The following is a 19,962-nucleotide window of genomic DNA, read 5'->3' as shown; positions in this document are numbered from 1 at the left end:
TACTGTCTTCATAGCCACATCCAATACCTTCACCATAATGTTTAAATCCTATTCTTTCATTGTAGAGATTAATAAAATCACAAATATCACATTCTCCATCCATAAAATATGATAATACATTCATTAAATAAGATATTGCATTTTCTCCTTTTTCAGGAGTACTTCCATGAGCTGATATTCCTTTAGCTATTACTTTAACAATATTATTTTTTATGTCTATAGTTACCATATTATTTTTTTCTTTTTTATACTCTTTAAATTTTTCTTCAAGTTTAGCAATATCTTCAACCTCTAAAACAGCCTCTGCATAATCTGGTACCATATTTGGTGCATTCCCACCTTTTAAATCTATAAGCTTAATTCCACAGCATCCATTTGAATTTAATTTCTGCACTAAATCAAATACTATTATCCCCTTTTCTCCATGTATTACAGGAAAATCTGCATCAGGAGTAAAAGCCATTGTTGGTGGTTTTTCATGCTTAAAATAATAATCCATACAACCCCAACCTGTTTCTTCATTAGTTCCAAATATTACTCTGATCTTTCTATTAAGGGAAACTTCAGATTCTTTTAATGCCTTCATAGCATAAATTGTAGCTATAGCAGGACCCTTGTCATCTATTGTTCCCCTACCAAATATTTTATCATCATGAATTTCTGCACCATATGGAGGATAAGTCCAACCTGTACCTTCAGGTACAACATCTAAGTGAACTAAAACACCTACACTTTCATCCCCTTCTCCAAATTCTGCATACCCAGCATAGCCTTCTAAATTTTTAGTTTTAAATCCTAGACTTTTAGATAGTTCCAAGGCATATTCTAAAGCTTTATATGGTCCCTCACCAAAGGGCATATTTGGTTTAGCTTCATCTTCTACGCTCTTAATTTTAATGATTTCCTGAGTTGATTTAACAATTTCTTCCTTATAACCATCAATTAAATTAATATAATTCATTTAACACCTCTCCTTTCCTATCTATCACTATTATACCTTTGTTGTTATTTTCCTACAACTTTTATATTTTTCTTTTATAGAAATTGAATTAAATGGTTACACTATTTTTAGAACAATATATGAGGTGGGGATAATTTGAAAAAGAAAAAGATAATATTTTTATTTTTAGTATTAGGGTTGATTGCATCCTCTATACTTATTTACGATGGCTTTTTCCCAACTGCCAGTTTTTCAACATTTAGAATTAGAGATAGATTAGCAGTATGGGTAATCACTCTGATCCTATTTATTCTCTATATAAAAACAGATACAAACCCACAATTGGTCCCCTCTGTTTTATCTATTGAAAAAGATTCAGGAAGAGAAAAGGATAAATCAGATGTATCCTTTAAAGATGTGGCAGGATTGGAAGAAATAAAAGAAGAACTACAAGAAACCATCGACTTCATTAATAATTCTTTGAAATACAAGAAAATGGGTGCCAAAATACCTAAAGGTATCTTATTCCATGGACCTCCTGGAACTGGTAAAACTCTTCTTGCTAAAGCAGTAGCTGGCGAAACTAATTCAACATTTCTTTATGCTTCTGGATCAGAGTTTGTAGAAAAATATGTGGGAGTAGGAGCTAAAAGAGTTAGAACACTATTTGAAAGAGCAAAAAAAGAAGCACCAAGTATTATTTTTATAGACGAAATAGATGCCATAGGTGCAAGAAGAAATCTAGAGTCCAACAATGAAAAAGATCAAACTTTAAATCAACTTTTAGTAGAAATGGATGGATTTAATACTGATGAAACTATTATAGTAATAGGTGCAACAAATAGGCTAGATTTATTAGACGAAGCTCTGCTTAGACCTGGCAGGTTTGATAGACATATATTTGTAGGCAACCCTAATATACGAGCTAGAGAACAAATCTTAGAGGTTCACACAAAGAATAAACCACTAGACAAATCCATCGATATTAAAATGATTGCAAAAAAAACCACTGGGTTATCTGGAGCACAATTAGCTAATATTGCCAATGAAGCAGCTATTATAGCAGTTAGAAAAAACAAAAATATTATATCTTTAAGTGAATTTGATGCTGCTATTGAACGAGTCTTAGCAGGTCTTGAGGTTAAAAATCCTACTGTACTTAAAAAAGAGAAAGAAACTGTAGCAATACATGAAGCAGGTCATGCTTTAGTTGCTAAAATCTTAGAAACTGATATAGTTCAGAAGATATCAATAATTCCAAGAGGTCAGGCCTTAGGCTATGTACTTAAATTTCCAGATGAAGAAAGATATTTGCTGACCCAGTCAGAATTAAAGAATAAAATCACTTGTTTACTAGCTGGTAGGGCAGCTGAAGAATTAATTTTTAAAGAAATTACTACAGGTGCAAAGGATGATTTAAATAAAGCAACAGATATTGCTAGAGAAATGGTATGTAGTTATGGAATGAGTTCCTTAGGTACTATGGCTTTAGATGAAAGTTTTATGAGATATAATTCTGATATAATAAGGATTGAAATCAAAAAAATTACAGATGAAAGATATATTGAAGCTCTTAAAATTATAGAGGAAAACAAATATTTACTTCATTATATCGCCAATACCCTATTAGAAAAAGAAACAATAGACAGCGATGAGTTAGATAATATATTTAAATTATATAAAAAACCATTACCTTATGCAATTGAATCTAATTAAAAAACTGTGGCATCCTTAGGTAAGGACTGCCACAGTTTTTTATCTATTTCTTTTCTTCTACTTCTTTAATTACCTGCTCAATAAAATCTTCAATTTTAATTTGACCTTTATCCCCTTCATCTCTTTTCCTTACTGAGACTGATTTCTCTTCTACTTCTTTCTCACCTACTACTAACATAGTTGGTATCTGTTGTAGTTGAGCTTCTCTAATCTTATACCCTATCTTCTCAGCCCTATCATCTAATTCAACTCTAATACCCTTATCTGCCATTGCTTTTTTTATTTCATAAGCATAATCATTAAACTTATCCGATATTGGAAGGATGATTGCCTGTACAGGTGCTAACCATACTGGGAATTTACCTGCAAAATGTTCTATTAATATTCCCATAAATCTTTCCATACTACCATATATAGTTCTATGAATCATTACTGGTCTTTTCTTTTCATTATCTTTATCTACATAAGTTATATCAAATCTTTCTGGCATTTGGAAATCTAATTGAATTGTACCGCATTGCCATGTTCTCCCTATAGCATCTTCTAATTGAAAATCTATCTTTGGTCCATAGAATGCTCCGTCACCTTCGTTTACAATATAATTTATACCTTTTTCCTCCAAAGCTTCTATAAGACCATTTGTAGCTATTTCCCACTGTTCATCAGATCCCATTGAATTCTCTGGTCTAGTGGATAATTCAATATGATATTTAAATCCAAACACATTGTATATATAATCGGCTAAATTGATTATATTAACCAATTCCTCTTTTATTTGGGATGGTAGTACAAATAAATGAGCATCATCCTGAGTAAAAGATCTAACTCTCATTAGTCCATGTAATGCTCCCGATAATTCATGTCTATGAACTAATCCAAGTTCACCCCATCTTAGAGGTAAATCTCTATAGCTATACATCTTTGATTTATATACTAAAATAGAACCAGGACAGTTCATTGGTTTAATAGCATAGTCCCCTTCATCAATCTTTGTAAAATACATGTTTTCTTTGTAATGATCCCAGTGACCAGATTGATGCCATAATCTTTCATTTAATATTAAAGGTGTTTTTATTTCATCATATCCTGCTTTAGTATGCTCTTCTCTCCAGAAGTTTTCTAAAATATTTCTTAATACCATTCCCTTTGGATGGAAAAATGGGAATCCTGGTCCCTCTTCATGGATGCTAAACAAATCTAATTCTTTGCCCAGTTTTCTATGATCTCTTTTCTTAGCCTCTTCTAGCATATGAAGATATTCTTCCAAATCTTTTTTCTTTTCATAAGTTGTTCCATAAATCCTTTGAAGCATTTTATTCTTCTCATCCCCACGCCAATATGCACCAGCGATACTTAAAAGTTTAATAGCCTTAACCTTTTTAGTATCATATAGATGAGGTCCAGCACAAAGATCTGTAAATTCTCCTAATTTGTAGAAGGATATCTCTTCATCTTCAGGAAAATGTTCGATTAAATCAACTTTATATCCTTCTCCTTTTTCCTTAAAATACTCAAGAGCTTCATTCTTATCCATAATATATCTCTCAAGAATATGCCCTTCCTTAGCAATTTTCAACATTTCCTTTTCAATCTTCTCTAGATCCTCCGGAGTAAATCTATGGTCTGTATCAAAATCATAATAGAATCCATTATCTATTGCAGGTCCTATGGCAAATTTAACTCCTGGGAAAAGTTTTTGCACTGCAAGAGCCATAATATGAGCTGATGTATGCCAGAATATAGCTTTTCCTTCTTTATCTTCAAATTTAACTACTTTAAATGAAGAATCTTCATCAATTGTTTCTTGCATACCTTTTGTTTCCCCATTTACAACTGCCCCAAGGGCAACTCTTGCTAAGCCTTCGGATATATCCTTAGTAACATCATATACAGATATACCTTTACCATATTCCCTAATAGAACCATCTGGTAATGTAATTTTTATCTTTTCCATTTCTATTCCTCCTATTTTTTTATTAATAGCCATAGGCCACTTACGCAATTCACAGTTGAAAACATTATTTACTATGCAAATTGGATTATGTCATTTTCTCAATTTTGAACATCAATTTATCTACTGGCTTTTCTCGTATAAATTGGGTTCTTATAGCATTTGACCTCCTAAAGCCCATTATCGTTCCCTAAGTTAAGTCATTCTCCGCAGTCTCGCAACTCAAATCTATTTGCTCCCTTCACTCACATAGATTTGGTGCTCGTTGCGTTTGACCTACTAAAGCTCAATACCGTTCGCTAAGTTAGGTCATTCTCCGCAGTCTCACTGCACAAATTCATTTGCTCGTTATCACTCCCATGAATTTGGCGTTCGTTGCGTTTGACCTACATCAACTCACTAACGTTCGTTGTGTTAGGTCATAAAAAAAGTCCTTCATCCTTGAAAAGGACGAAAGACTATTATTTCGCGGTACCACCTTAATTAGATTATCCATTAGATAATCTCACTCAGCAGATACATAGCATTGCTAGATATCCTGTTTCTATAACGGGAAACCCCCGGTATTAGCTACTCTGAAAAGCCATTTCGCCAAACTCCTTGTAGATCCATTCATTAAACCTCTGGTATTGGACTTTCACCTACGCCAACTCTCTAAAACCATAATAGTTTAACTACTAATTCTACGCATTAGATTTATCTTAATTTAATTTAAATCATCTTATCATAGTATCAAAATAAAGTCAATGGAGATTTTTATAAATAGTAACCCTTCAGTTTTAATTGCTGAAGGGTTATATTATTATGCTCCCATAAACATTTTTATATCATCTTCCACATTAGAGATTGTTCCAATTCCAAAGGTATCTACTAATACCTTAGCTACATTTGGTGAAAGGAATGCTGGTAGTGTAGGTCCTAAGTGAATATTCTTCACACCTAAATGTAATAAAGCAAGTAATACTATTACAGCCTTTTGCTCATACCAAGCTATATTATATGCTATTGGTAATTCATTTATGTCATTTAATTCAAATATTTCTTTTAGCTTCATAGCTATAACTGCTAATGAATAAGAGTCATTACATTGTCCTGCATCTAAAACCCTTGGAATTCCACCAATATCTCCTAAATTTAGTTTATTATATTTATATTTTGCACAACCAGCTGTAAGAATTACAGTGTCTTTTGGAAGTGCTGCTGCAAAATCTGTATAGTAATTTCTAGCTGACTGTCTTCCATCGCAACCTGCCATTACAAAGAATTTCTTTATTGCTCCTGATTTAACGGCATCTACAATTTTATCTGCTAATGCAAATACTTGTGCGTGAGCAAATCCACCTATGATTTTACCCTTTTCTATTTCTGTTGGTGCTGGTAATCTCTTAGCATGTTCTATTAATTCTGAGAAATCTTTAGGCTTACCATTTACTCTATCTGGAATATGTTTAAATCCTGGATATCCTGACGAACCTGTTGTATATACTCTATCAGAATAGGATGCAGCTGGTGGCACTATACAATTTGTAGTAAATAAAATTACTCCGTTGAATTTTTCAAATTCTTCTTTTTGTTTCCACCAAGCATTTCCGTAGTTTCCTACAAAATGGCTATATTGTTTGAATTTTGGATAATAATTTGCTGGTAACATTTCACCATGAGTATAAATATCTACCCCTGAGTCCTTAGTTTGCTCTAATAATTCTTCAAAATCTTTTAAATCATGACCTGATACTAATATACCTGATCTATTTCCTACTCCTATATTAACTTCTGTAATTTCTGGATTTCCATAAGTAGATGTATTAGCTTTGTCAAGTAATGCCATTACATCGACGCCAAATTTACCTGTTTCTAGTGTAAGCGCTACTAATTCATCTGCTGTTAAACTATCATCTGTAATGGCTGCTAATGCACGTCTTATGAATTTGGAAATTTCTTTATCTTCATGACCAAGGTTCATAGCATGTTCTGCATATGCTGCCATACCTTTTAAGCCATAGGTAATTAACTCTCTCAATGACCTTACATCTTCATCTTCTGTTGCTAACACACCAACCTTTTCACTAGTTGATTTAAACACTATTTCATCATCTGAATTAACAGTAAATTTAGATGCATCCTCTAGCTCACCTAATTCTACATCCTTCTCAATTAATATGGTTTTTAGTTCATCTCTTGCCTTTAAAGCTTCTTTAATCTTTGCAAGGAATCTATCCTTATGAAAATTTGCATTAGTAATTGTCATAAATAATCCATCAATTATCAATCTGTCAAGTCCAGGCATTTCAATTCCTTTTTCATCAGCTTTAACACCTAATAATGAAATACCCTTTAATGTATAAATCATTAAATCTTGTAATGCAGCTAAATCTGCAGTTTTACCACACATCCCTACCTTTGTACATCCTTTTCCTCCTGCTGCCTCTTGGCATTGATAACAAAACATACTCATTATTTTACCCCCTATTTATATTATTAGTGCTTGTTACACTTTATTGTCTTCACCTTATATTTCATATTATATATCTGTTTTACAACTTATTCGGTAACCTATGTTACGAAATGAAAAAACATTAAATTTTTTATAATTTCCATTTTTATCCATATATGGTACAATTAATGTCAAGTAAAAATTTAAATAGATGCTTTACATATTTAATATTTTTAGACAAAGGAGAAAGATATGAATAGTAAAGGTAACTCAAAGATTTGTATAATGATAGTCCCCCATACTGAAAAAGTTAGAAAATTAGTAATACCACAATGGATGCCTAAAGCCTTATTATCCACCTTCTCTGCTTTCACTATAGTCTTATTACTTTATATTGGCAGAAACACTACATATCATCTAAGTTTAAAGCAGGAAGCAAATAATAAATCCTCTATCATTAATGATTTAAAAGAAGAAAATAGGAAAAAGGATTTAGAATTGGCTAATCTTAAATCACAAAATAAACAGTTACAAAGTAAAACAATACAAGTTGAAAATAAGCTTGTAGAAATTGATGAATTACAAAAAGTTTTAGAAGAAATGGCTGGCATCAGTAGTCCCTCTAAGGGGGGAGAAACAAGTCCAAATATATCTCTTAAATCTTTAGACTCCGAAATGGAAATAGATGTATTAACAGAAGTTTTAGAGGATAAAAAATTGGAACTAGAGGTTTTTATAGAGGACTTGGAGGCTAAATTTACTTATCTAAAATCCGTTCCTGATTTAATGCCTACATCAGGAAGACTTACTTCAAAATTCGGAAATAGAAAAAATCCCTTTGGCAGAGGAATTCAATTCCATCCAGGTATAGATATTGCAAATTCAAAGGGGACAAATATTATAGCTTCTGCAAAAGGTACTGTTGTTTTTTCAGGAAGAAAGGGTGGATATGGAAAAACTATAATTATTAATCATGGATACGGATACAAAACTTTATATGCTCATAACAATGATCTATTAGTTTCTGTTGGTGATAAGGTAGACAAGGGTCAATTGATTGCTAAAATGGGTAAAACAGGAAGATCTACAGGAAATCATCTGCATTTTGAAATTCATAAAAATGACAATCCTATAAATCCATTTGATATAATAAAAGATTAGATCTAAGGAGTGGTAAAATGTTTAGAAAAAAGGACGACGTTATTGTTGAAGATTTAGATTCTCTAATCGGTGAAAACATTAAAATTACTGGGAAGATAGAAGGTAAAGGAAATCTTCGAGTTGATGGTTTTATTGAAGGTGATATAGATTATGATGGAAATATTGTTATAGGTGAAAGTGGAAAGGTTTATGGAAACATAAAGGCTAATGATATATCTTTAGCAGGAACTGCACATGGAAATATTGACTCAAAAACAAAGCTAGTTATTCTTCCTACGGGAACATTAATAGGTGATATTGAAGTTTCTAGTTTTATAGTTCATGAAAATGCTAAATTTGATGGTAATTGTAAAATGTTAAATAATAATATTACTGAATTACATTTAAAGGATACAACTGAAAATAGTAAATAAATAATCGAAAAATAAAAGAAGCCATCACAATAAGGATTTTAACATTTATTGTGACAGCTTCTTTTATTTTAATAATCTTTTCCAGCTGCTTTAATCCTTTCTGGATATGTTACTGAACAAGGTGTTACACCATATACCATACTACAATGTGGACATTTTGTTTCTAAATGAGTCATTTCAATTTCATTCCCACATTCAATACATTTTATAATAACTCCTGGAGGCATTGGACGAGTATTAAATCCCATCGTTCTTATTTTATCTACAACTTCCTTTCCACTACCAAAACTTCCTGTACATCCATCATGCATTTTATATTTCCTCCCTCTATTTAAAGACTCCAAAACTTCATTTAAAGTTTTTCACTATTCACTGATTTTAAACTTTCTCCAATTCTAAGTCTATTTCTCATTCCTTGAATGATATTATCCATTTTCTCAAGCTCTAATAATAATTCTTTCTCTTCACTGCTTGTTTCAATTATTTTATCTATACCACCATTTTTAATTACAATTCTTCTATTGCCCATAAGGGCTAATATTGGGTCATGGGTTGCCATAAGAACTATTTTATCCTCAGATACTAATAATTCTAAGGCTTTCTTTCTATCTATTCCTGCATTTTCTATTTCATCTATTAACACTATAGGTGAAGAACTAAGGATTGCTGTATCTGCAATCATTAATGCCCTTGATTGTCCACCGCTTAGAGATGTTACTGGTGTATCTATATTAAACTTCTCCCCTGCTAAATTGTTAGCCTCTTTAATTATCTTATCTATTACTTCTTCTACATTTTCAACTAATCTACTCTGTGCATGTAATTCCAAGAATTCTCTAACTGTAAGATCCATTACAAAATTCATATTTTGTGAAAGTTGTGCAACTAATTTGTTATTAGATGAAAACCTCCATTTTTTATCTGGTAATTTACCATTTATCAGTATTCCTCTGCCTGTAGGTGTATCTCCCATGGCAGTCCACTCTATATCAGCTAATAACCTAGATTTACCTGATCCAGTAGCCCCTACTATGGAGATGATTTCAGATTTATTTATAGTTAATTCTTCAAATCCTTCTTTATTTCCCGATTTATCATAACCTGGCAATATAGTTAAGGAATTCACCTTAGTATCCTCTGTTATTCCTAAAAACTCCTTCATTTGCTTAATAAATACTTGTAAATCTGACTCCAACCTTTCCTTATCTATAGCCCAATTCTCTATTTCTTCTTGACTAAAACTATCTAAATATTCCCTAAATGTCTTGTCCTTATGGTTTCTAGTATCTAATTTATTTTCTTCAAAATAACTGATTATAAAAGGATATTTTTCTTCTAACTGTCCTATAGTTAAATTATTCATAGTCATCACCTAGTTCCATTTTTCTTACATTCCCCATCTGGTATGCCTCTCCTATTCTTGTTTCACCTAAACAATAGGAACACAAGGCAGAAGGCATTGGAAATCTTAATTCCATCCCTTGTACAGAATCAATTTGTTCATTTTCATCATATAATAATGTACTTAGCTCATAAGCTCCTTGACCTGTAAGTCCATTAATATGCATAGTAGCTGCTCTCGGATTTACTGAACTCACCTTTGAAGCAAAGACCTCTCTTTCTGCTTGAGACACTATATCCCCCTTAGTTATAATCACTATATCTGCAGATCTTAACATTGGTCCAATTTTCTTTGGTGTATTGATACCAGACAGATTATCTATAACACAAACCCCTTTTATATTTTTAATATAAGGAGAACATCTATTACAAAGTCCTGCTGATTCAGTAATTAACATATCTAATTCCATTTGTTTTCCCCATTTTACTACTTCTTCAATATTTGAAGCAAAGAAATGATCTGGGCAAAGGGCACCTGAAAGCCCTTTCTTCACTGGTATTCCAGCCTTTTCATATAATAAATCATCATCTGTATATAAACAGTCAAATTTAACTACTCCTACTGAAAGCTTCCTCTGTTTTAATGCATCTATTGTTTTTAATATTATTGAAGTCTTACCCGATGATGGGGGCCCTGAAAATACAATTAAATTCATTTATATAACCTCCTAAACTGCATCATGAAATATTTTTTCACATTTTCTTATTAGTTCACCGATATTATGATTATTTATATAATCCCAACCAAGCCACATAAACTTCTGGTCAGATGACAACTCATTATCTACCTCTGGATTAGTTGAAGGGAATTTACCATTGATTGAAAGTATTTCCCCTACTTTTTTAGAGAAGAAAAAATCTACAAATGGTTTTGTTTTATCCTTAGTTTTCTTCTTAGCTAATAAAAATATTGGAGATATTATAGCACCATCCTCTGGCCATACAGGTTTCAATGGAGATTCTGACCTAACCATCTTAGTAAAGAAATACGGCATTATAGTTACAGTAGGTATTCCTGACTCCGTTTTCTTAATATGAGATCTAACCATTTCAGCTGGATGCATACTTCTTAATAGAGTTTTCCCAAGATTTGTTACTCCGTCTTCTCCATAGCTCTTATAAATATTTAATAATATGGCATTAAATAAATCAAAATCTCTCATAGGTAAAGATACTGAGTTTTCAAACTCTGGTTTTAGTAAATCAGCCCAAGATTTAGGTATCTTTCTATCTCCTAGTTCTTCAGTATTTACCATGAATACCGCTGGAACTACTCCTATTATAGAATATTGTTTTTGAGGATCTTTTAAATCTATTTTCTCATTATCAAAATCCTTATTTAATTTGTCTAAACCTGTAATATCTTCAAATACTCCTCTAGACTTAAACTTCCCCATTAATCCCTTATCAAAAAATAAATCAAATCCAGCTGACATGAACAAATCCGATAAGGACTCTTCTTTATCTGATTCAATTCTCTCCTTAATCCAGTCCACACCTAAATTTGCAGACTTTAGTTCATAATCAACTTTAAAATCAAATCTAGTTTTATTTTCATTCATCCAATCATTAAAACCTTCTAGTAAGGGAACTCTTACGGGACAAGGCAAAATTCCCTCTATTTTAATATCTCCATCATTATTTTGTTTTGTTGAAGCTAAGGCTGAGTCTACAGATATTCTGTGTTGATCTATTGCATCTATTAGTTTTTCAGTAAATAATTCTATATTAATCCTCTTAGACATACAAGCCATTTCTAAAGAAATGCTCTTCCCCATTATCTTTCTCATTTTTTCATTGCCTAATTGCTCAAATCCATTTGTTACAAATATATCTATAGTTTCAGGATATTCTTCCGTTATATCATATATTGTATCTTTACTATTGAAATATTTATTCATTATATTCCTCCTTATCTTTCAAGTTTTTATCTTACCTTTAAGAGATTATTATGGAAATCCAAATATAAATCTCATATATTAATAACTATTATATCCTTAAATAAAAAAGTAGTCGGTAACAATTGTTACCCACCACTTTTTATTTCTTAAGGTTTCTTAATCACATAAAGCTATCCCTCTATAGTTTAATTCTAGTACAGTATATCTTTCTTTAATTCCTCCACCTTTTCTTCACCTAATAAATATTTCATTATCTCTATAACAAACTCTACAGCTAAAGCTGGTCCCTTGGCTGTTATAATATTACAATCTCTAACAACACTATCATCAATATATATTCCACTCATTAACTCATCTTCAAATCCAGGATATGAAGTTACATTCTTACCATGTATGACTCCAGCTCTTTCAAGAACTATGGGGCCTGCACATATTGCAGCTACTAATTTCCCATTTCTATTTGCCTTTTTTACAATATCTATTACTTTATGATTATCTCTAAGATTTGTAGCACCTGGTAACCCTCCTGGAATAATTACAGCATCATAGGAGTCTATATCATTAATACTATTAATAACTTTATCTGCAATAACTACAATATCGTGAACTCCCTTTACCTTATTATCTTCTGTAATAGATACAGTGTCAACAGCTACATCCTTTCTCCTAAGATAATCGACTACCGTTAAGGCTTCTACTTCTTCAAATCCCTCTGCTAAAAATAAAATAACCTTCTTCATAGAACCCCTCCCATTTTTATTGTATATATATTTATACCCAAAACTTTATGAAATATAGTCAATTTCCTCCCATTAACTGATTTAGACTTAAATATTAAATCTCTATAAATAATCTTTTATATAAATTATACATATGAAGAATTAAAATTATATGTATAATACTTAGTAGATTGCTTGAAATTATCAAAAAATTTATAAGGAGTGAAAAAATGATTTTATATGCTGCTATATTAGAAACCATTGATGAAAAAAAGGATATGGAAATACTTGATATTCACAAAGCCTATCTTCAAAAATTTATAGATGAAGGTAAAATATTTGCTAAAGGTCCTTTTACAGACCATAGCGGGGGACTTGTAATATATAGGGCCAATTCCTATGAGGAAGCTAAAGAAATGGCAGAAAATGACCCAGCAGTATTGCAGAAATCTCGTACCTTAACTTTAAAGGAATGGCGTAGCAATATAGAATAGATGAAATACTGAAGATTTTATTAATCTTCAGTATTTCATTTTATAATGTAAAGATATTGACCCTTTATGGGTATTATAATGTATAATATATAGATATTGATTATCTCTAGTGTAAGGAGAATTTAACCATATGAATAATATTAGAAAGACCATATTGAAAATATTATCAATTCCCCATATAAGTCTAAAAAAATATTATAAGCCATATCGTAAATTGCTTAATGTATTAAACCCGCCAAAAGAACCAATCTACAAAATGTTAGATCATAAGATTATGGTGGAAAATAGAGAAATTCCAGTACGTGTTTTCATCCCGAAGGAAAACCCTCTTCCAAAGGTTTTGATTTTCTTTCATGGTGGTGGATGGGTTACAGGAAATATTGATTCCTATACTAATGTATGTGCAAATATGGCTAATAAAACTAATCATATAGTTATTTCCGTAGATTATCGTTTAGCTCCAGAAAATCCTTTTCCTGCTGGATTAGAAGATTGTTATCATGTTACTCGGGAAATTTTTTCAAATCCTGAAATATTGGGCTGTAATCAAAGAGATATTACCTTAATTGGAGATAGTGCAGGTGGCAATTTAGCAGCAGTAGTTTCACTTATGTTAAGAGATAATAAGAAATTTTTGCCTAAGAAACAAATTTTAATATATCCTGCTACTAATTATGATCACAGTGAAAATTCTCCATATACCTCTGTAAAAGAAAATGGAACAAATTATATAATGACTTCAAAAAAAATACAGGATTATATGGATTTATATGTCCAGAATGAAGAAGATAGAGTAAACCCTTATGTTGCACCAATACTTGCTAAAGACCTTTCAAATCAGCCTAAGTCTTTAATTATTACTGCTGAGTTTGATCCTCTTAGGGATGAAGGAGAAGCCTACGGAATAAAACTGCAACAGTTTGGAAATTATGCCAAAATATATAGAATGAAAGATGCTCTGCATGGATTTATTTCAAATCCTTTAAGCTCTGATGATATTGATAAATGTTATGAAATTATAAATTCATTTTTATATGATAAAATTGACTAAAAAGAAGGTATATATATGAAACAACAAAAAGAAATAAAATGGACTAAACTGGATAACGCCTCTAAATTATTTCCAGCAATCGCTAATAATAAAGATACTAAAGTATTTAGACTTAGCTGTGAATTATATGAAGATGTTGACCCAATAGTTTTACAAAAATCTTTGGATTTAACTATTGAAAGTTTTCCATTATATAAATCTGTTTTAAGGCGAGGAGCTTTTTGGTATTATTTTGAATACAGTGATATTAAACCAACAGTTAGTATAGAAGACACCCCTCTTTGTGCACCTATTTATATAAAAAACCAAAAAAACTTGTTGTTTCGTATTTCTTATTATAATAAAAGAATTAATGCGGAAATTTTTCATTCCCTTACTGATGGTGCCGGTCTTATTTGGTTTATGGAAATACTTATATATCATTATATGACTATTAAATATAAGGATATATTTAAAGATAATATGCCCAAACTAAACCATAAAGCATCTATAAGTCAAAAATTAGATGATAGCTTTTGGAAAAATTATAATGGAGAAGATAGTCCTCACAAAATCAAAGGCAGAAAATATTCTAATGCCTATTATATTAAAGGAAGTAGAATTACAGAAAACAGAATGATGTTAATTGAAGGAGCTATGTCTGTAAAATCTGTTTTGGACATAGCACATGAATATAATACTACTTTAACAGTTTTTTTGGCATCTTTACTTATATATTCTATATATAAAGAAATGCCTGCCAACAGAAAAAAAAGACCTATAGTCTTGTCTGTTCCCATTAATTTAAGACCATATTATGCTTCTGCAACTGCAAGGAATTTTTTTAGTACCATGGATATTGGATATAGTTTTGCAAATGGTAATACAGATTTTAAAGAAATCATAGACAGTGTAAATGAAAGCTTTAAAAGGGGATTAACTAAAGAACAATTAGATAGAAAACTAAATCATCTTATGTCCTTAGAAAAAAATCCATTTACAAGGATAATTCCATTACCTCTAAAGGATTTATTCCTTCGTATAGCAAATAGGCTCAATGATAAAAAGATAACATCCTCCATCTCAAATGTAGGAAAGATTATTATGCCTAAAGAATTTGATAGCTATATAAGGCAATTTAGTATTTGCGTTAGTGCCAGAAGACCTTTAGTTACCTTATGTACTTATGGAGATAGAATGGTTATAAGCTTTACTTCTCCCTTTGAAGAAACAGATATACAAAAAACATTTTTTCAATTTCTTTCAGAAAGAGAAATAGAAATTGAAATTACTTCAAATCTTTAGAAAGAAGGAATTTCCATGAAATATTGTGCTCACTGTAATGTTCATATACGAGAAAATCGTGAAAAATGTATATTATGTGGTAATAGCTTAACAGATATTCATAATACGGCTAAAGATAAGGATATTTTCCCTAAGATACCACCCTTTTATGAAAGTCATCTAGCTATTAAGATTATGGTTTTTATTTCTATTGCTGCTGTGGTAATTAGCTTCGCCATTAATATTATTTTTCCCTCAAATGTAAACTGGCCTTTGCTCTTAGTATTTGGATTACTTAGTATGTGGCTAGGATTAATATCTATTTTACAAAGAAGATATCATATACCTAAAAAAATTGTACGACAAGTTGCAATTATATCATTATTATCTGTCTTTTGGGATTGGAAAACAGGATGGAAAGGCTGGTCTTTAGATTATATAATCCCTATTACTTCTGCAACTGCCATGATAGTTATGTATGTAATAGCTAAAATCATGAAACTCAGTGTACGGGATTATATTACCTATGCCTTAATAGATGGATTATTTGGTATAGTTCCTATTATATTTGTATTATTAGGATGGATAAATACTATCTATCCTGCTATAATATGTGTCTCAATTAGTATTATTTCATTATCTGCTGTATTTATTTTTCATGGAAATGATATAAAAATAGAAATGGATAAAAGGATGCATATATAATATATTGCTACTAAATTGAAAAAGCCTACTTCCACATGGAAATAGGCTTTTTCAGTTATTTGTCTTATTTGATTACCCCTTAAACTAAGCTTTCCTGCGAATAATAAGCTCATTTTTTATATCTTCAATAAATATATCTTCATTTACCATAAGAACTAAAATATGATATATTAAATCACTTATTTCATAAACTAGCTCTTCTTTATTTTTATTTTTAGCTCCAATTATTACTTCTGAAGATTCCTCTCCTATCTTTTTAAGTATTTTATCCAACCCTTCTTTAAACAAGTAATTTGTATAAGAGCCTTCCTTAGGATTTTCCTTTCTATTTTTTAATAGAGAATAAAGACTTTCAATAATATCCATTTCCTGATTTTCTTTTTTTAATACCTCATTAAAAAAACATGAATAATTTCCAGTATGACAAGCTGCCCCCACCTGTTCTACCTCTACTAAAACACTATCTTTATCACAATCATAGTAAAATCCTTTAAGCCTTTGAATATTACCTGAAGTTTCTCCTTTTTTCCATAACTTTTCTCTACTTCTACTATAATAGTGAACAACTCCTTCTTCAAAGGTTTTTTCTATTGATTCTTTACTCATATATGCAAGCATCAATACATCTTTAGTCTTTATATCCTGTACTACAGCTGGAACTAACCCATTATTATCAAACCTTATCTCTTCTATTACATTTAAAATATCCATTTTCTTCCTCCCAATGCTTCATATAAATTCCTTTATCTATTAAATACTCTTTTAAATCATTAATTTTAATATCCCCATAATGAAATACTGAAGCTGCCAAAACTCCATCAACCTTTGCTAACATTATTACTTCGTAGAAATCTTCAAATTTACCAGCTCCGCCTGATGCAATAACAGGTACATCTACAGAGTCTTTAATCTTTTTTAAAAGCTTAATATCATATCCTTTTTTCATTCCATCTCCATCAATACTATTTACAACTATTTCTCCTGCACCTAAATCAACTGCCCTTCTAACCCATTTTATTGCATCTAATCCTGTATTTCTTTTCCCACCCTCAACATATACACTCCAATTTTCTTCCTTATTTCGCATAACATCAATAGCTAAAACTACAGCTTGACTACCTAGTTTAATAGCTACTTCTTCTATTAAATTAGGATTTTTAATAGCTGCAGAATTTATAGATACTTTATTAGCACCAATTTCTATACATCTTTCAGCATCTCTAATGGAGGATATTCCTCCTCCTATGCAAAAAGGTATATTTATTTTTGACATTGCTCTTATTATAGGATCCAAATAAGTATTCCTACCTTTAATAGAGGCATTTATATCATAAAACACGAGTTCATCTGCTCCAGTTTTATAATAATACTCAGCTAAAATCTCTGGACTATTTATATCAATAATATCTTTAAATTTTTTCCCTTTAACTACTTTACCATTTATCATGTCAAGGCATGGAATTATTCTTACCATTTTACCACTTCCTTAAATATTAATAAATTATCATAAAATGCTTTTCCTATTATTGCACCATATAAATCCATCTCTTTAAGTCTTATAATATCTTCCATAAAAGAAATGCCCCCTGAAGCAATGATATTCATCTGAGTTTTTTCTTTTAATTCTTTATATATTTCATTATTAGAACCTTGTAGCATTCCATCCTTTGATATATCAGTATAAACTATGGTTTTTATTCCAATGTCCTCTAATTCTTTGCAAAATTCCAGAGAATCTATGTTACTTATAAGCTCCCAACCTCTAGTGGCGACTTTTCCATTTTTAGCATCTATAGATACTACAATTTTATCATTACCATAAATATTTATTAATTTCCTCAAAAGTTTTATGTTTTCAACTGCAGCCGTTCCCAGTATTACCCTATTTACTCCTAAATCTAAAATCTCTCTTACCTTTTTTTCATTTCTTATTCCCCCACCTATTTGTACTGGAATATTAATATTTTTTATGATTTTCTCTATGGACTTTTTATTTATAAAAGTTTCCTTTCTAGCACCATCTAAATCTACTAAATGTAAATATTCTGCACCTTCTTTTTCCCATTTTAATGCCATTTCAACAGGCTCTGAAGAATATACCTTCATTTTATTAAAATCTCCTTGAGATAGTCTCACACATTTATTATCTTTAATATCAATTGCAGGTAAAATTATCAATTTATCATCTCCTAATCATAAAATCCCCTTAGAAGAGGGTATTTTTTCTGATACTATTTGAACAGCTTCTTTTAATGCTTTTGAAAAAGCCTTAAATACTGCTTCAATTTTATGATGGTCATTTTCACCATATAATAAATTTATATGAACTGTAATACCTGATTTATAGGAAAAGGCTCTAAAAAACTCTTTGAAATTTTCAGTGCTCATAGAACCTAATTTTTCTCTTTCAAATTCAACATTAAATACAGAATAGGAACGTCCACTTACATCTAATGCTGCAAGACATAAAGCCTCATCCATAGGTATATAAAAATTTCCATATCGTTTAATGCCTTTTTTATCACCTAAGGCTTGGCAAAATCCTTCCCCAAGGGCTATTCCCACATCTTCTACAGAGTGATGATCGTCTACATGCAAATCCCCCTTACAAACTATATTTAAGTCAAAGGAACCATGAAAAGCCATTAACTGAAGCATATGATCGAAAAAGCCTATACCTGTATCTATGTAATTTTCACCTGTTCCATCTATATTTATTTCTACTGAAATATCAGTTTCCTTAGTTTTTCTTCCTATTTTAGCTTTTCTCATTTTCTAATATCTCCTTTAGGGATTTTATAAATTCATCGTTTTCCCATCTAGTTCCTACAGTAACTCTATAACATCCCCTTAGCTCTTTTGAAAAAGATCTTATTAATATACCATCTTCTTCTAATTTCTTATCAAGCTCATCAATATCTGATTTAAAAAATATAAAATTTGTATTTGATTCCCATAGTCCAATGGACAATTGAGTTAATTTTTTATATAGATATTTTCTCTCTATTTTTACTTCTTCAACATATTGGAATATCCTTTCTTTGTTTTTCAAGGCTTCTATTCCCATATATTGACTTATGGCATTTAAATTATAAGGTGCTCTTACTCTGTTTATAACATTAACAATATCAACATTGGATATCATGTATCCTAGTCTTATTGCAGCAAGACCTAAAGCCTTGGACAAAGTCCTAAGAACTATTAAGTTTTTATATTTATAGATATCTTCTACCATAGATCCCTCTGCAAATTCCATATATGCTTCATCCACTACCACTATACAATCTACATTGTTTAACAACCTTTCAACCTCATGTTTTTTAACTAAAGAACCTGTAGGATTATTGGGATTACATATAAATATAACCTTAGGATTTATTTCTTTGGCCTTTTCAATTAAAATATCTATATCTATAGAAAAGTCCTCATTACTATTAATTCCTATAAATCTTCCTGAATAAATCTGAGTAAATATAGAATACATACTAAAGGTAGGTACAAAACTTAATACAATATCATCCTTATCTATAAAGGTTTTCATAATAAGTTCTATCATTTCACTGGAACCATTTCCTGTAACTATATTATCTGGATTTATATTTAAGTATTTTCCTATTTCAACCCTCAATAAAAAAGAATCCGTATCTGGATATAAATTTATATCTATTTTTTCTAAACCTCTTATAATTTCTTTAGATATATCCTTTAAAAAAACATCTTTCCCTTCATTAGCATCTAATTTTATCCTATAGGGTTTTTTATTTATTTTATATTCCTTCAAATTTTTAATGTTATTTTTAATCATTTCCATAT

Annotated in this window: 20 protein-coding genes and 1 other annotated feature; of the genes, 7 read left to right on the top strand and 13 right to left on the bottom strand. The window is 30.7% G+C overall.

The genetic code is table 11. The annotated features are described in order from the left end of the window. A partial coding sequence (locus RT714_RS06560; RefSeq protein WP_313756782.1) for a Sapep family Mn(2+)-dependent dipeptidase occupies positions 1 to 961 on the bottom strand: 961 nt, incomplete at its 3' end. A 135-nt stretch (positions 962 to 1,096) separates the two neighbouring features. Between RT714_RS06560 and ftsH the strand changes: the two genes are divergently transcribed. After that, the gene (gene ftsH, locus RT714_RS06555; RefSeq protein ID WP_084725483.1) at positions 1,097 to 2,656 is read left to right on the top strand and encodes an ATP-dependent zinc metalloprotease FtsH; all 1,560 of its coding nucleotides are present in this window, start codon (positions 1,097 to 1,099) and stop codon (positions 2,654 to 2,656) included. A 43-nt stretch (positions 2,657 to 2,699) separates the two neighbouring features. Here ftsH and thrS read toward each other — a convergent pair whose 3' ends face one another. Continuing rightward, entirely contained in the window at positions 2,700 to 4,610 is a 1,911-nt protein-coding gene (gene thrS, locus RT714_RS06550) for a threonine--tRNA ligase (protein ID WP_313756781.1), read from the bottom strand. A 440-nt stretch (positions 4,611 to 5,050) separates the two neighbouring features. Beyond that, positions 5,051 to 5,307, bottom strand: a binding site (T-box leader). Between the two features lie 102 nt (positions 5,308 to 5,409). Continuing rightward, positions 5,410 to 7,062 carry a hydroxylamine reductase gene (gene hcp, locus RT714_RS06545; protein ID WP_313756780.1) on the bottom strand — a complete coding sequence of 551 codons (1,653 nt, stop codon included), beginning with the start codon at positions 7,060 to 7,062 and terminating at the stop codon, positions 5,410 to 5,412. 231 nt (positions 7,063 to 7,293) lie between these two features. Between hcp and RT714_RS06540 the strand changes: the two genes are divergently transcribed. Together RT714_RS06540 and RT714_RS06535 are read left to right on the top strand one after the other, a co-directional pair. Next, positions 7,294 to 8,202 carry a peptidoglycan DD-metalloendopeptidase family protein gene (locus RT714_RS06540; RefSeq protein WP_313756779.1) on the top strand — a complete coding sequence of 303 codons (909 nt, stop codon included), beginning with the start codon at positions 7,294 to 7,296 and terminating at the stop codon, positions 8,200 to 8,202. Between the two features lie 17 nt (positions 8,203 to 8,219). Next, the gene (locus RT714_RS06535; protein WP_313233113.1) at positions 8,220 to 8,615 is read left to right on the top strand and encodes a polymer-forming cytoskeletal protein; all 396 of its coding nucleotides are present in this window, start codon (positions 8,220 to 8,222) and stop codon (positions 8,613 to 8,615) included. Positions 8,616 to 8,683: 68 nt separating this feature from the next. Here the strand turns inward: RT714_RS06535 and RT714_RS06530 are convergent, their stop codons facing one another. The 5 genes from RT714_RS06530 to RT714_RS06510 form a co-directional block, all read right to left on the bottom strand. After that, entirely contained in the window at positions 8,684 to 8,926 is a 243-nt protein-coding gene (locus tag RT714_RS06530; protein ID WP_313756778.1) for a hypothetical protein, read from the bottom strand. 41 nt (positions 8,927 to 8,967) lie between these two features. Next, positions 8,968 to 9,978 carry an ATP-binding cassette domain-containing protein gene (locus RT714_RS06525; protein ID WP_313756777.1) on the bottom strand — a complete coding sequence of 337 codons (1,011 nt, stop codon included), beginning with the start codon at positions 9,976 to 9,978 and terminating at the stop codon, positions 8,968 to 8,970. Next, positions 9,971 to 10,672 carry a GTP-binding protein gene (locus RT714_RS06520; RefSeq protein ID WP_313756776.1) on the bottom strand — a complete coding sequence of 234 codons (702 nt, stop codon included), beginning with the start codon at positions 10,670 to 10,672 and terminating at the stop codon, positions 9,971 to 9,973. Before RT714_RS06520 ends, RT714_RS06525 begins: the two co-directional genes overlap by 8 nt. A 12-nt stretch (positions 10,673 to 10,684) precedes the next feature. Then, positions 10,685 to 11,917 (bottom strand): ABC transporter substrate-binding protein, encoded by a 1,233-nt coding sequence (locus RT714_RS06515; RefSeq protein WP_313756775.1) that lies wholly within the window; start codon positions 11,915 to 11,917, stop codon positions 10,685 to 10,687. A gap of 191 nt (positions 11,918 to 12,108) precedes the next feature. Next, positions 12,109 to 12,657 (bottom strand): DJ-1 family glyoxalase III, encoded by a 549-nt coding sequence (locus tag RT714_RS06510; protein ID WP_313756774.1) that lies wholly within the window; start codon positions 12,655 to 12,657, stop codon positions 12,109 to 12,111. Positions 12,658 to 12,866: 209 nt separating this feature from the next. On the opposite strand from RT714_RS06510, the gene RT714_RS06505 reads away from it, so the two are divergent. The 4 genes from RT714_RS06505 (at position 12,867) to RT714_RS06490 (ending at position 16,149) form a co-directional block, all read left to right on the top strand. Further along, positions 12,867 to 13,130, top strand: coding sequence for a YciI family protein (locus RT714_RS06505; RefSeq protein ID WP_313756773.1), 264 nt, complete (start codon positions 12,867 to 12,869; stop codon positions 13,128 to 13,130). Positions 13,131 to 13,260: 130 nt separating this feature from the next. Beyond that, positions 13,261 to 14,181 carry an alpha/beta hydrolase gene (locus tag RT714_RS06500; RefSeq protein WP_313756772.1) on the top strand — a complete coding sequence of 307 codons (921 nt, stop codon included), beginning with the start codon at positions 13,261 to 13,263 and terminating at the stop codon, positions 14,179 to 14,181. 15 nt (positions 14,182 to 14,196) lie between these two features. Beyond that, entirely contained in the window at positions 14,197 to 15,465 is a 1,269-nt protein-coding gene (locus tag RT714_RS06495) for a hypothetical protein (protein ID WP_313756771.1), read from the top strand. A 15-nt stretch (positions 15,466 to 15,480) separates the two neighbouring features. After that, positions 15,481 to 16,149: a DUF6320 domain-containing protein gene (locus RT714_RS06490; RefSeq protein WP_313756770.1), complete on the top strand. Its 669-nt coding sequence runs from the start codon at positions 15,481 to 15,483 to the stop codon at positions 16,147 to 16,149. A gap of 84 nt (positions 16,150 to 16,233) precedes the next feature. Here the strand turns inward: RT714_RS06490 and hisIE are convergent, their stop codons facing one another. From hisIE to hisC, 5 genes are read right to left on the bottom strand one after another with little or no spacing between them, the layout of a single operon-like run. Beyond that, positions 16,234 to 16,860, bottom strand: a complete 627-nt coding sequence (gene hisIE, locus RT714_RS06485) for a bifunctional phosphoribosyl-AMP cyclohydrolase/phosphoribosyl-ATP diphosphatase HisIE (protein WP_313756769.1) — start codon at positions 16,858 to 16,860, stop codon at positions 16,234 to 16,236. Next, on the bottom strand, positions 16,823 to 17,623 hold the full coding sequence (hisF, locus tag RT714_RS06480) for an imidazole glycerol phosphate synthase subunit HisF (RefSeq protein ID WP_313756768.1): 801 nt from the start codon (positions 17,621 to 17,623) through the stop codon (positions 16,823 to 16,825). Before hisF ends, hisIE begins: the two co-directional genes overlap by 38 nt. Next, the gene (gene hisA / locus RT714_RS06475) at positions 17,617 to 18,327 is read right to left on the bottom strand and encodes a 1-(5-phosphoribosyl)-5-[(5-phosphoribosylamino)methylideneamino]imidazole-4-carboxamide isomerase (RefSeq protein WP_313756767.1); all 711 of its coding nucleotides are present in this window, start codon (positions 18,325 to 18,327) and stop codon (positions 17,617 to 17,619) included. The genes hisF and hisA overlap by 7 nt, the downstream gene beginning before the upstream one ends. A gap of 15 nt (positions 18,328 to 18,342) precedes the next feature. Next, on the bottom strand, positions 18,343 to 18,921 hold the full coding sequence (gene hisB / locus RT714_RS06470) for an imidazoleglycerol-phosphate dehydratase HisB (RefSeq protein WP_313756766.1): 579 nt from the start codon (positions 18,919 to 18,921) through the stop codon (positions 18,343 to 18,345). Continuing rightward, entirely contained in the window at positions 18,908 to 19,960 is a 1,053-nt protein-coding gene (gene hisC / locus RT714_RS06465) for a histidinol-phosphate transaminase (RefSeq protein WP_313756765.1), read from the bottom strand. The genes hisB and hisC overlap by 14 nt, the downstream gene beginning before the upstream one ends. Positions 19,961 to 19,962 lie beyond the last annotated feature (2 nt).

It is taken from the genome of Tissierella sp., from assembly GCF_032104385.1.
GTDB lineage: Bacteria > Bacillota > Clostridia > Tissierellales > Tissierellaceae > Tissierella.
The sequence above is the reverse complement of the archived record's forward strand: the minus strand, read 5'-3'. Positions and strand labels throughout refer to the sequence as shown.